The following is a 12,345-nucleotide window of genomic DNA, read 5'->3' on the forward strand; positions in this document are numbered from 1 at the left end:
GCCGGCCACCCGGGTTTCCGGCGAGCTCCACCAGGCGGCAGGCGAGGAACCGGCACCCTACCTGTGAACGCGGCCGGCGGGATGTCCGAGGCGATCGAGAAGGTGCCGTAGCGGTCCCGAGTGGGGAACATCGCAGGCGGTGTCGACGCCACGGGCCAGGAGCAGCACCACGTTCCGGCGGTCTTGCCACGCGTGCCGACGACGCAGGGTGCGGCGGGTTGCCCCGGCGCACCCTGCTCAGCGCGGTATGGATCTCACTGATCCAGTGCGGACAGCGCCGTCCACTCCTCCCACGAGTAGGTCCAGTCGTGGTAGTCCCCGTCCTCGGGACCGAGTTGCTGGGTGCTGCCCTCGATCTCCACCGGGTCGCCGATCTGCGCCAGCTCGAAATACTCCTGGGCGTCGTCCGGCGCCAGGTTGATGCACCCGTGTGAGACGTTGCGCACGCCCTGGTCGCCCACCGACCACGGTGCCGAGTGCGTGAACTCGCCGTTGTTCGAGATCCGCACGGCCCAGTTGACCTCGAAGTCCTCGTAGCCGTAGCCCGGGTTGTTCATGAAGTACGTCGAGTGCTTGCTCATCACGACGTGCACGCCGCTGTGCGTCACGCGGCCCGGATCGGAGTCGAGGCCGAAGCTGGCCGGGTAGTCGGCGATCTGCTTGCCGTCCTGGAACACGAGCATGCGGTGGGTCTGCGTGTTGGCCTTCACGACCTGCGAGCGGCCGATGCTGAAGTGCGAGGTCAGGTCCGCCTCGCCGAAGGTGCCCTCGCCCATGTCGACGCCGTAGAGGTTCGCCTTCACCGTCACCTTGGTGCCGGGCTTCCAGTACTCCTTCGGCCGCCAGTGCACCGATGTGTCGCTCTCCAGCCACGCCCACGAGCCCTCGGTCGCGGGTGACGTCTCGACCGACAGCGCCCGCTCCACCGCTGCCTTGTTGGCGACCGGTGCGTCGAAGGTCAGCGTGATGGGCATCGCGATGCCGTAGGTCTTACCGTCACCGACGTTGAGTCGGCCGCCCATGGTCGTGTCGGGTGCCACGGTGGTGAAGGAGCCCTTGATGGGTGTGCGCTTGCCGTCACCGCTGATCGCCGTGCCCGACCAGGTGTAGGTCTTGTCGTAGCCGAGGGGCTCGGTGACCTTCCACGTCCGCTTGTCGCCGGACAGCTCGCCCTGGACCTTCTGGCCCGCCGGATTGGTCAGCGCCACCTGCTGGATCGTGCCGTCGGTCACCGTCAGCCGGACCGGCTGCCGCGGAGTGACGTTGGTGGCCCCGTTCGACGGCTGGGCCACGACTTTGGCCGCCGGCGTCTCGGATCCGCCGGATTCCCCCTGGCTTCCCGTGTCGCCGTCACCCGTGCAGGCGGTCAGCGTCACCAGGAAGGCGAGCACGAGTGCCAGCAGTCCGCCGCCACGCACGCTCAGTTGTCTTCTCACGTCATATGCCCCTTTTGATCTCCCCTATGCCCCCAACTGACGCCCGATCGAGCGTGGCCGTTCACCTCTAGAATAGTGACTGCCATCACATTTTGCGGGACACGGTGTTCGCTTGGCGAGACGTGCCGCGACCAGGGTCGACGGCCACAGTCCCTGCCATCTGGGGTTATCGGAAGGGGGCGGAGTTATGCAACCTCGCCGGGACGGATCCCCCCGGTTGGACCAACCGGGGTTCCATGGGGGTTTCCAAACGGCCGGAGGCAGGTAGGCTGCCGAGTGGCCGTCGTTTTGCGTGTTCGTGGCTTCACACTCGCGGAACTTCTGACGCGGGCTGGAGCCGATGCGTGCTCTTCGCTCACTCCGTTGGAACCGCCCGGGGCGGCCGGGACCTCGCTTCGGCGGCGTCCATGCGGAACAGCAACGAGGAGTAAACGGTGGCGCAAGGCACTGTGAAGTGGTTCAACGCCGAAAAGGGCTTCGGCTTCATCGCCCAGGACGGCGGCGAGGGCGACGTGTTCGTCCACTACTCGGAGATCGAGGGCCGCGGTTTCCGCACGCTCGAAGAGAACCAGCGGGTGGAGTTCGAGGTCGGCCAGGGACAGAAGGGGCCGCAGGCTCAGAAGGTTCGCGCTCTCTAAGGGCGCCTCAGACGAAACGAGCCCCCGGCGGTGCATCCGCCGGGGGCTCGTTGCTGTCGTACTGCCGGCCGCTGCCGGGGCAGCTCGGCTCTGTCGGGAAACTCTGCGGGTTCTGTGGGCCGCCGGCTGTCCGCAACTCGGGCACTGTGCGGTTCCGCGTCCGGTAGCCGGCCCGGCCGGCGGGTCAGTGCAGCCGGCCGCCGGTGGGACGCTCCCAGCCGGAGCGGTCGAAGACGTACTCGTCGGTCTGTGGGTCCGCGCCCTGGGGCGCCGGGTACCCGGCCTCCGGGTATTGCCGGCCGGCGGACTGCTGCGGATCACGCTGGGAGGCCGCCTGCGCTTCCCAGGCGAGGCGCTCGAGCACCCATTCCTGGGCCAGCGCCTGCGGCGACGTGCCGCGCTCGGCGGCGAGGTCCCGGAGCTGCTGCCCGGCGAGGTGGGTCATGCGGAGCTGGTAGACCTGCGCGTCCCCGAAGCGCCTGCCCGACCCGGTGCTCTCCGGGTCGTTTTCGGGCGCCAGGGCCTTGAGGTAGCTGGAGAGCTCCTGGTCCTCGGCGGCGGGGTCCACGTCCTGCGCGGCAGCGTCCCGGCGACGTCCGCCGTTGACTGCCTTGAGGTTGCTGCGGCTGCTCAGCCGTCCGAAAGAGGGAATAGGCACGGCGGACACGATAACGGTTGTGTCTCGAACGCGAGGCATCTGTGACTGGACCCACCCGGTGTGTCGTCGAACCCGGGCGAAGTTGGGCTGTCCGGAGCAGCGTGCCATCCGCTCGGCGCAGCAGACGAATACCTGGAGTGGTTCGCTGAATGTCCGGGTGGGCCGATCGAGCCCAAGATCGAAATGATCCGGAAATGGAGAGGCCCCCGCGCCAGGGGGAGGAACGCGGGGGCCGGAGGGGATCTCCACAGGCGCTGACCGGGGGTGTGTCAGCACATCGATTGTTACATGACAGGGCGGCGACTCGCGAGTGTTGCGTTCGAAAAAGGCCTCCGACCTGTCATTTTCCGGTGGTGTGGCGTTCAGATTCCAAGACTCCCTGAATGGCCGCTCAAGTGGCGCAGCGTGTTCGGCGGTTCACTCTCCGGGGGGCTGTGGGGGTTTTCGGGCGCTGACTAGCCTCGGCGGCCAAGGTCGATCCGGAGCCCCTTGGAGGAGCCATGAGCGGATCTGTGGAAGTGCGGCAGTTCCTCGTTCGTCACGAAGGAGACGGACTCGCCGGGCTGGGCGTGCCGGCGCAGCGGGCGGGCCACGCCGAAACCCCGCGTGTCTCCGACGATCAGGTCCGCAGGGCCAGGCTTGCCGTGGCGCGGTGCGCGAGCGGGGCGGAGGACTGTGCCGAACTGCTCGACATGCTCGGGTTGAAGCCCGACGAGGATGGCCGCGCCCCGGTTCAGGGATAGCCGGACCCGGAGCGTGATGCTGGGCCCCCAGACTGCCCAGGTGCACACCCCCTGGTCGTGCACCTGGGCAGCACGCCGCCAAGCTACTGGCCGCGGCTCGGCAGGGGCAATCGATTGCCGCCACAACATCGTTTCGAATGAATTTCTTTCGCTTTCGTTAACGGACGCGCGGATCTTCGTAACGGCGTTGCGACGCTGTGCAGTCGGTGGCGCGGTCTTCGCTGGGTCTCGTGGAGTCGCGCGGACGGCCGTTGAGGTGGCGTCGCGTGGGGTCGGCGACAACTCCGGGAGTTGGTGACGTTTGAGCAGGTCAGACGTAAAGTGGTACCCGCTGCGCGGGGCCTCGGAGGGGTGTCCTAAACTAGTCATCGCTCCCAGGGGGACCTGAGAGCGCGGTCGGGTCGGTTCGCCGAACCGGCTGGGCTCCCATCGTCTAGCGGCCTAGGACTCCGCCCTTTCAAGGCGGCAACGCGGGTTCGAATCCCGTTGGGAGTACGCAGTACAACAGAACAGCATGGCCCTGTGGCGCAGTTGGTTAGCGCGTCGCCCTGTCACGGCGAAGGTCGCGGGTTCGAGTCCCGTCAGGGTCGCCAAAGCGTTCGGCTAGTGCCGGCGTTTCCGGCCAGGTAGCTCAGTTGGTACGAGCGTCCGCCTGAAAAGCGGAAGGTCGCCGGTTCGACCCCGGCCCTGGCCACCCACGTGAGAACCGTCTTGACGCAGGTCAAGACGGTTTTTTCGTGTCTGGGCGCGGTCGCGGCTGTGGCCGGGCTTGACCGTCGTTGACCGCCGGTTGCCGGTGCTCGTTGCCCGTATGTTGCCCGCGTATCGCTAGCGCTGCCCCAGCCCCGGTTGTGATCGCTGTAGCACCCAGAGCTCGTGTCCCGATCTACGGAAAGTCGGCGGTGTTGAGCCGAGCGGTAGGAGGTCCCCGCCTGCCACTGCCGTGCCGCCGTACCCCTGCGGCAGCGGCACAGCCCGGCACTATTCCTTCCCCGTTCCCTTCACCCTTGCCGGTCCTTTGCGCCGTGGTGGCCGGGTCAAGGGTGAGCGCAGCTCATCGCGCAGCGACGCCGTGGGCGCCCTTGATGTGGTCGGCGCGGCGTAAGACGATCGCCGGGCGAGAAGGGGACTTGCGAGGTGAGCCGCGGTTGCCCAATTTGCCTTGGCTGGTCGGTAGGCGTGCATGTCGGGTGCGCCGGGGCCGCCGGCCGGAGCGTCAGCGGGAGGCCGGGCGGGCCCCGGCGGCGGCGCGCTTGCGCGCCGCCCTTGACCTGTTAGAGGGCAATTCGGCAATACCTGCGGCGTCTCGGCGCGATGTTCCTGGAGACGTGCGGTGTCGCTCGCGGCGCCGTGGCCGGTGGTGTGCGGGGGTCTGGCGATCACGGGTGGCCGGGGGGTGTCCCTATGTGGTTGTCAAGCCGCAGCGGGTGTGGTCTTGGGTTGCGGGGTTCGGTAGTGGGTGCGGTTGCGGAGCATGGCGAAGAGCACGTCGCAGCGGCGGCGGGCCAGGCAGATGAGGGCGGCGTTGTGTTTCTTGCCCTCGGCTCTCTTGCGGTCGTAGTAGGCCCTGCTGGTGGGGTCGTGCAGGGCGGCGAAGGCGGCCAGGAAGAACGCCCGTTTGAGCTTGCGGTTGCCGGTGCGGGCGGGGTGTTCGCCCTTGATCGAGCTGCCGGAGGTGCGGGTGACGGGGGCGATCCCGGCGTAGGCGGCGAGGTGGCCGGAGCTCTTGAAGGCGGAGGCGTCGCCGATCTCGAGCAGGATGCGGGCGGCGGTCCTGACCCCGATGCCGGGCATGGAGGTCAGGACCCCGGCAAGAGGGTGCGCATCGAGGATCTCCTCCACCTCGTCGGCGACTGTTTTGCGTTGGTGCAGCACGGTTTTCAGGCTGTCGGCGAGCCGTGGGAGCACGGTGTCGGCGGCCGCCGTGCCGGGGACGGTCACGGTCTGCTCGTCCAGCGCGGCGAGGATGCTCTCGACCAGCTTGGCGCCCATGCGGGGCGCGTGCGCCGTGGCGATGGCGCTCAGTTTGCGGCGTCCGGCTGTGCGGATCCCGGCGGGGCCGCCGCAGCGGGAGAGGATCTCCAGCACGGCCGCGTGTGTGATGCGGGGTCCCAGGACGCGTTCCAGGGCGGGGTGGATGCCGGTGAGCAAGCCGCGGATGCGGTTGCCGAGGCGGGTGCCCTCACCGGCCAGGTCATCGTCGAACCCGACCAGCACCCCCAGCTCGGCAAGGGCGTCGTCACCGACATCGACCTGGCGCAGCGTGTGCGGCAGGCTGCGGGCGGCATCGGCGATGATGAACGCGTCCCGGGCGTCGGTCTTGGCGGTGCCGGGGTAGAGGTCGGCGATGCGGCGCATCGCCAGGCCGGGCAGGTAGGCCACCTGGTGCCCGCAGGCGCGGGCAACCGCGACCGGCAGCGCGCCGATCGTGGCCGGTTGATCGACCACGACCAGCAGCGGCCCGTGGGCGGCGAGCGTGTCGAACAACGTTCGCAGCTTGGGTTCGCTGTTGGGCAGTGGCCCGTCATGCAGCCGCTTCCCTGCCGGGTCCAGGCCGACGGCGTGGTGGTTGCCTTTGCCGACGTCCAACCCCAGGAACACGCCATAACCGCTGGTCATCCACCACGTCCTTCGTCCGTCGCGGGTGGTCGCCGGTCGAGCATCGATGGCCGGCACCCACGTTACGACGAGACCTACCCGAAGGCGGCCGTGTCCCTATTCAGCGGTCCCTCGATGCCACCAGGCCCGGCGACACCACCCCCCGGATCATGGACTCGACTGGGGGCATCAGTCATACCGAACCTGGCGACCACAGCTCCTTGATCAGGAACCACGAAAAAGGTAACGGGGTGGTGTTGCGCGGCGTGACCGGCGCCCGTGTGTCAGGCTGGTGGTTCCACCGTTAAGCCACAGCGGAGGGGCGCGCTGACGTGTACGTCGATGGCGCCGACCTGGGGGTCGGTGACGCTCGGAGTTTCCCGACTCCTCTGAGCCAGTTGCAGGATGCAAGACGGTTACGGCAACGGCTCTCCAGCCGGCTGGCTCCGTGGGTTGGCGAGAGTTCCCTCGATGTCGAGCTGGCTGTCGACGGGCTCCTCACGGTGGCCGCGTCGGTGCGCTGGCGGCTGCGCGCGGCTCACCTGGTCGCCAGGCCCGAGGGCCGCAACCTGAAGATCAGGATCGAGGTGCGGGGCGTAGTGGGCGAACCTTCGGGAGCTAGCGCAACCAGGCTGCCGCAGCGGTCGCTGGCGCGGGACTTGCTGGATGCCTGCGCGGCCGACTGGGCCGCTGACGAGGAGTACGGGCGCGTGTGCCTGTGGGTGGAACTTGTGCTGTCCGTGGCCGAGACGCCGCCGTCGTTGTTGACAACGAGCTTCACGTTCTCCCCTCCCACGTCTGCGCACCGGCACAGCCGCCTATGAGGTGGCGCCCTTCCACCAGGCGACGGCGGTTTCCGCTGCGGGGCCGCGTCGGGCCCGACGTCGCGCGGGCGAGGCTGAGGCCCGCTCGTGAGAGCGCTGGCAAGCTCGGGCGTCCGGACCTGCGCGCCTCCGCTGCCCAGCCAACGAGCGGCAGCGCCTGAGTGTGGTCAGCCGACGCCGTTCTCGGACGAGCGGGTGCGCGCCTCCAGCTCACGCAGTGCGACCTCGGAGGCGTTGTGCACGTGCTTCTCGCAGGCTTCGCGGGCGGCTATCGGATCCTGCCGCACCGCAGCGGCGTCGGTGATGTCGCCCAGCTCCCGAAGGATTTCCGCAGAGCGGCCAGGCGCCTGCATGGACAGCCCGCGCAACATCTGCACGCGGGCATGGATACCGCGCAACGTGGTTCGGATGACCTCGTTGTGCGCGCCGTCGATGAGCGCGGCGTAGAACTCGTCCTTGATCTTCAGGCGCGCCGGAAGTTCTGCTTTGCCGAGTGACTTCTCGACGGCCTTCAGTGCGTCGCGTAACCGCTTTCGCTCCTTGGCATCGGCACGTTGGGCGAACAACGAACCGGCCAGTCCTTCCAATGCGGCCCGGACTTCGAAGAGGGCGATCGCGTCCTCACGGGTGAGCTCGGCGACCACCGGCCCCTGATTGGGCACGCTGGACACCAGTCCCTCGGATTCCAGTTGCCGAAGGACTTCCCGGATCACCGTGCGCGAGACCTCGTACCTGGCGCACAGGCGCGACTCGACGAGCCGTTCGCCGGGTTCGAATTCGGAGCTCAGGATATCGGCACGCAGCAGATCGAGCACCTGTTCGCGCAGCGGTGCCGCGACGCGCTTGACCCGTGGTCCGGGCATTGCCTACTCCTGCTCCCGCTCGGAATCCGCCGGCGACGGATCCCTCGGCACAACGTAATACGGTCATCTTAGCTTCCGGCTCTGGCGTGCTCGCTCCCCGACAACCGGCGCTCGTCGTGGAGACCGATGACGGCCGCGTGCCCGGCGAGCTCCCCGGGATGCGCACGGAAGCGCTCCAGAGTCGTGGCGTCGTGGCCGGTCACGAGGTGATGCGGGCGCTCGGTGAGCAGGGCGCGGATGGTGTCGAACCCGGCATACATCGCGGGCAGGTCGGCCACCGAGATGAACGGCATGTCCTGCTCGAGTTCCTCGTAGAAGTGCACCGCATCCGAGGCCAGCAGAACCGGGCCTTCGGAGGTCTCCACCGTGACTGCGAGCTGTCCGGGTGTGTGTCCGCCGAGCTCCATGATCGTGATTCCGGGCGCGGGGTGGTCGCCGTCGGTGACGAAGCGCAGCCGCCCGGCGCGGTCGGCGGCCACCAGCTCGTCGATTTCGGCCTGTTCCGCGAAGTGTGCGAACTGGCGGCGGGTGGCCATGTCGGAGGTCCAGAATTCGTACTCGCGGTGGGACATCAGCAGCTCGCTGTTGGGCAGTTCGCGCACGTTGCCGATGTGGTCGTAGTGTCCGTGCGTGATGATCACCTGGTGTCGCCCGGCGGGGTCGACGCCGAGCGACCGCAGCGCGTCGACCGGGTGGAGCGTCATTGTCCGGTTGCGCTTGGCGCCGGCCTCGGGGCTGAACCCGGTGTCCACGATGATCGTGCGGTCCTGGTTGCGTAGCACCCAGAGGAAGTAGTCCACTGTGAACTCGGCGTCGGGGATGCCGTAGAAGTGGTGGTTGAGGAAGGCGTCACTGCGCCGGGTGGTCCTGGTGCCGTAGCGGACGATGACGACCTCGTAGTGCTCCTCAAGCACGGATGCTCCTCAGTTGGTGGTGATGTCGCGTCGATAGGTCTCGGGCAGCCACTTGATCAGCACCGGGGCGGCGAGCAGGGCGACCAGGGCCGGGTACCAGGCGGGTGCCACGGTGGTGCCGAAGGCGTTGACCAGCGCTGCCGCGACCAGCGGGCCGGGACCTGCGACCAGCAGCCCGAGGTTGTAGCCGAGTGCGCTCCCGCTCGAACGAGTGTCCGCGGGGAACAGCTCGACCAGCAGTACCACGTTGGTCACGCTGCACAGTGCCTGGCAGGCACCGAAGATCACCAGGCCGAGCACGACACCTACGGCGCCGCGGCCGCTCATCAGAGCGAACGCCGGCACGGACAGGAGCACGAAACCCACGGTGCCGATGATGTTGAGTCTGCGGCGTCCGATCCGGTCCGACAGCGCGCCGACCAGCGGGCACATCAGCAGATACAGGAAGAGGCCCACGCCGCTGAGTGCCAAACCGGTTGTCCGCTCGATTTCGAGGACCGAGGTGAGATGGTTGTTGACGTAGGTGGCGAGGTAGTAGATGCCCACCCCGGACACGCTCGAGCACGCGAAGGTCACCATCAGAGGTTTGAGGTCCCGGCGCCCCACGCGGCGCAACGGCGAGGTGTTGACCGCTTCTTCCTCGCGGAGTTTCTCGAAGGCCGGGGTGTCACCGAGCCGCAGCCGGATGTAGAGGCCGATCAGCGACAGGGGTGCAGCGAGCAGGAACGGCACTCGCCAGCCCCAGCTCAGCAGCGCCTCCGGTGCCATCCCCACACTGAGGACCAACGCCACCGCGCTGCCGACGAGGAACGCCAGCGCTGCGGTTCCCGAGATCAGGCTCGCGTACAGGCCACGCCGGTTGTCCGGGGCGTTCTCGACGAGGTAGGCCGCCGAGCCGCTCCATTCGCCGCCGGCCGCGATGCCTTGCACACAACGCAGCACGACCAGCGCCAGCGGAGCCAGAACTCCAACCTGCTCGTAGCTCGGCAGTAGCCCGATCAGCGTGGTGGCGGCGCCCATCAGAAGAACCGACAGCACCAGGGCGGCCTTACGGCCGTGCTTGTCGCCGACCGGCCCCAGCACGAACGCGCCAAGGGGTCGCATGACGAACGCGACCGCGAATACCGAAAGCGAGCTCAGCAACGCCACGACCGGCGTGGTCGCCGGGAAGAACAACTTGCCGATCATGGCCGCGAAGAAGCCGTAGATGGCGAAGTCGAACCATTCCATGAAGTTGCCGATCCCGACGGCGACGGCCGTCCGGCCGCGCGGTGATGCCGTCATCCGCGTAGGGGTATCCGCCGGCGTGACGTCCATGGGTGGCACTCCTCCTCGAGTCGCTCCAGGCGTACCGGCTCGGGTCGGCGCAGCGTTGGTGAGCGCTGCGGCCGTCGGCGTCGGCGCAAGACCTGCCACCGCCCTTGGTCCGCCGGGCTGGCCAGCAGGACCGTAGACCCGTATTACGGTATTAGTCAACAGCACGGAATCGTCCTTGACCCTCGTATATGACGGTATTACGCTCGCTCGACGTTTGCGACGTGTGGCATGTCGTGCTCACGACGGCGACCAGTCAACGAGGATTGGATTGGACCACCATGGCATCTGCTGCTCCCACGTCCGTGGAGCCATCGAACAAGACGTCCGGTACCCGAGCCAGGTCCAAGACCATCGGACTGATCGCCGGACCACTCGTTTCCCTCGCGATCTACCTGCTCCTGACCGTCACCGAGGCCGACTTGCCACCGGCCGGGCGCGGAGTCGCCGCCGTCGCCGGCCTGATGGCCGTGTGGTGGATGACCGAAGCGCTGCCGTTCGCGGCCACCGCGCTCCTTCCCCTGCTGCTGTTCCCGCTGCTGGCTATCACAGACTTCGACACCGCGGCGACGCCCTACGCCAACGACACCATCTTCCTGTTCCTCGGTGGGTTCATGCTCGCCGCCGCGATGCAGCGCTGGAACCTGCACGTCCGGATCGCCCTGCACATCGTTTCGCTGATGGGCACCAAACCGACCCGCATCATCGGCGGGTTCATGATCGCCAGCGCCTTCATCACCATGTGGGTCAGCAATAGCGCCACGACCATGATGATGATCCCGATCGGATTGTCCGTGCTGGGGCTGACCGAACGCAGCGGTGCAACCGACCGCAACTTCGGCATCTGCATGGTGCTGTGCATCGCCTACGCGGCCACGATCGGCGGCATGGCCAGCACGATCGGGGCAGCGCCCAACGCCATGCTTGCCGCCTTCCTCGGAGAGTCCTTCGGCGTGCAGGTCACGTTCCTGGACTGGTTCCTCATGATGTTTCCGGTAGTGGTGGTCTTCCTCGTACTTGCGTGGGCGTTGATGACCAAGGTCGTGTTTCCCATCGGCACCACCACGCTCCCGGGCGGGCGTGAGCTCATCGAACAGCAACGGCGCGACCTCGGGCCGATGTCGCGTGGCGAACGCCGCACGCTCGTGGTGTTTGCGGCAGGCGCCCTGTCGTGGGTGGTTTTCCCGCTGCTGGCTCAGACCGGCCTGGTCGAGCACGCACCGTGGCTCGAGCACCTCACCGATGCCGCCATCGCGATCGCCCTCATCGTCACGCTGTTCGTCGTCCCCGCTGATCGCGAGCACCGCCTGCTGACCTGGGATGACACCAAGAACGTGCCTTGGGGAGTGCTGTTGCTCTTCGGCGGTGGTCTGAGCCTGTCCGCCCAGTTCAAGGAAACCGGGCTCGGTGCCTGGATCGCCGAGCTGTTCGGCTCCCTCAATGGGGCGGCACTGATCGTCGTGGTCGCCGTGATGGCGCTGGTGGTGATCCTCGTTGGCGAGCTCATGAGCAACACCGCCGCCGCCGCGCTGTTCTTGCCCGTCGCGGCTGGGATCGCCGTCGCCATGGGCATCGAACCGGTCATTCTCCCGGTCGCAATCACCATGGCCGCCAGTGTCGGATTCATTCTCCCCGTCGCCACGCCGCCGAATGCCATCGCCTTCGCCACCGGGAAGGTCACCACCGGCCAAATGGCCAAGGCCGGCGCGCTGCTCGACATCTGCGGACTGGTTTTGATCTGCATCGCCGTACACATCACCGTCCCGTTGGTCCTCTGACAACACCACCACAGTGGACTCGGCGGTTCGCCGAGTCGGCCGTTGCGCCGACGGTAATACTGTATTACGGTCAATCTCATGTGTGCATGGCGCAAACCATGTGCACACGTCCACCAAGCCCACGCAGGAAGGCATCCGCATGTCCGTCCAACCGCAGGAATACATCGACGAAATGGCTCGCAAGCGCGGCTATGTGCTCGATTACCACAAGGTCATGGCCAAGCAGGACTTCGAGGTGCTACAGGCGGCCAACGGCCTGGTCTCGGCGGCCTACCTGTCGGACCGCACTTTGGACCGCAAAACCAAGGAACTGATCTTCATCGTCAGCCTGACCGTGATGCGTGCCTCCAAGGGGCACATTCAGAGCCACATCCGGGTCGCGCTCGACCTCGGGGTCAGCCCGCGCGAGATCCTCGAGGCTATCGAGATCTCCCTGCCCGAGGCAGGAATCGTCGCCTTCCAGACCGGTTTCGATGCCTGGCGCGAGGTCGTCGGCGCCGATGGGCTGGAGCCGACGGTCCAGGTGCACGAGGGCGGCAACGGCCAGGCCGGCTGACCACTCTCCACCTCACCGCGAAC

The 12,345-nt window shown here is 67.5% G+C and carries 11 protein-coding genes and 3 tRNA genes; 8 read left to right on the forward strand and 6 right to left on the reverse strand.

Going from position 1 to position 12,345, the window contains the following annotated elements:
* Positions 1-254: 254 nt before the first annotated feature.
* Positions 255-1,436, reverse strand: coding sequence for a L,D-transpeptidase (locus tag ACFSZT_RS05735; RefSeq protein WP_377390161.1), 1,182 nt, complete (start codon positions 1,434-1,436; stop codon positions 255-257).
* 434 nt (positions 1,437-1,870) lie between these two features.
* Between ACFSZT_RS05735 and ACFSZT_RS05740 the strand changes: the two genes are divergently transcribed.
* Entirely contained in the window at positions 1,871-2,074 is a 204-nt protein-coding gene (locus ACFSZT_RS05740; protein ID WP_009156738.1) for a cold-shock protein, read from the forward strand.
* Between the two features lie 184 nt (positions 2,075-2,258).
* Here ACFSZT_RS05740 and ACFSZT_RS05745 read toward each other — a convergent pair whose 3' ends face one another.
* Positions 2,259-2,732, reverse strand: a complete 474-nt coding sequence (locus tag ACFSZT_RS05745) for a hypothetical protein (protein ID WP_377390164.1) — start codon at positions 2,730-2,732, stop codon at positions 2,259-2,261.
* A gap of 500 nt (positions 2,733-3,232) precedes the next feature.
* Between ACFSZT_RS05745 and ACFSZT_RS05750 the strand changes: the two genes are divergently transcribed.
* The 4 genes from ACFSZT_RS05750 (at position 3,233) to ACFSZT_RS05765 (ending at position 4,169) form a co-directional block, all read left to right on the forward strand.
* On the forward strand, positions 3,233-3,475 hold the full coding sequence (locus ACFSZT_RS05750; RefSeq protein ID WP_377390166.1) for a hypothetical protein: 243 nt from the start codon (positions 3,233-3,235) through the stop codon (positions 3,473-3,475).
* Positions 3,476-3,897: 422 nt separating this feature from the next.
* Positions 3,898-3,970 (forward strand) — tRNA-Glu (locus ACFSZT_RS05755).
* A gap of 21 nt (positions 3,971-3,991) precedes the next feature.
* Positions 3,992-4,068 (forward strand) — tRNA-Asp (locus ACFSZT_RS05760).
* Positions 4,069-4,095: 27 nt separating this feature from the next.
* Positions 4,096-4,169, forward strand: a tRNA-Phe gene (locus ACFSZT_RS05765).
* Between the two features lie 719 nt (positions 4,170-4,888).
* Here the strand turns inward: ACFSZT_RS05765 and ACFSZT_RS05770 are convergent.
* Positions 4,889-6,094: an IS110 family transposase gene (locus tag ACFSZT_RS05770; RefSeq protein WP_377478178.1), complete on the reverse strand. Its 1,206-nt coding sequence runs from the start codon at positions 6,092-6,094 to the stop codon at positions 4,889-4,891.
* A gap of 311 nt (positions 6,095-6,405) precedes the next feature.
* On the opposite strand from ACFSZT_RS05770, the gene ACFSZT_RS05775 reads away from it, so the two are divergent.
* Positions 6,406-6,897: a hypothetical protein gene (locus ACFSZT_RS05775; RefSeq protein WP_377393985.1), complete on the forward strand. Its 492-nt coding sequence runs from the start codon at positions 6,406-6,408 to the stop codon at positions 6,895-6,897.
* Positions 6,898-7,064: 167 nt separating this feature from the next.
* Here ACFSZT_RS05775 and ACFSZT_RS05780 read toward each other — a convergent pair whose 3' ends face one another.
* From ACFSZT_RS05780 to ACFSZT_RS05790, 3 genes are all read right to left on the reverse strand, one after another.
* On the reverse strand, positions 7,065-7,712 hold the full coding sequence (locus ACFSZT_RS05780) for a GntR family transcriptional regulator (protein WP_377393987.1): 648 nt from the start codon (positions 7,710-7,712) through the stop codon (positions 7,065-7,067).
* A 116-nt stretch (positions 7,713-7,828) separates the two neighbouring features.
* Complete coding sequence (locus ACFSZT_RS05785) at positions 7,829-8,674, reverse strand: N-acyl homoserine lactonase family protein (RefSeq protein ID WP_377393989.1); 846 nt, start codon at positions 8,672-8,674, stop codon at positions 7,829-7,831.
* Between the two features lie 9 nt (positions 8,675-8,683).
* A complete protein-coding gene (locus ACFSZT_RS05790; RefSeq protein ID WP_377393991.1) occupies positions 8,684-9,958 on the reverse strand; it encodes an MFS transporter in 1,275 nt (424 codons plus the stop codon).
* A 254-nt stretch (positions 9,959-10,212) separates the two neighbouring features.
* Here ACFSZT_RS05790 and ACFSZT_RS05795 point away from each other — a divergent pair, with 254 nt between their 5' ends.
* A complete protein-coding gene (locus ACFSZT_RS05795) occupies positions 10,213-11,766 on the forward strand; it encodes an SLC13 family permease (protein ID WP_377393993.1) in 1,554 nt (517 codons plus the stop codon).
* 100 nt (positions 11,767-11,866) lie between these two features.
* Complete coding sequence (locus ACFSZT_RS05800) at positions 11,867-12,322, forward strand: carboxymuconolactone decarboxylase family protein (RefSeq protein ID WP_377393995.1); 456 nt, start codon at positions 11,867-11,869, stop codon at positions 12,320-12,322.
* Positions 12,323-12,345: the final 23 nt, after the last annotated feature.

Source organism: Prauserella oleivorans, from assembly GCF_042685745.1.
GTDB classification, from domain to species: Bacteria; Actinomycetota; Actinomycetes; order Mycobacteriales; family Pseudonocardiaceae; genus Prauserella_A; species Prauserella_A oleivorans.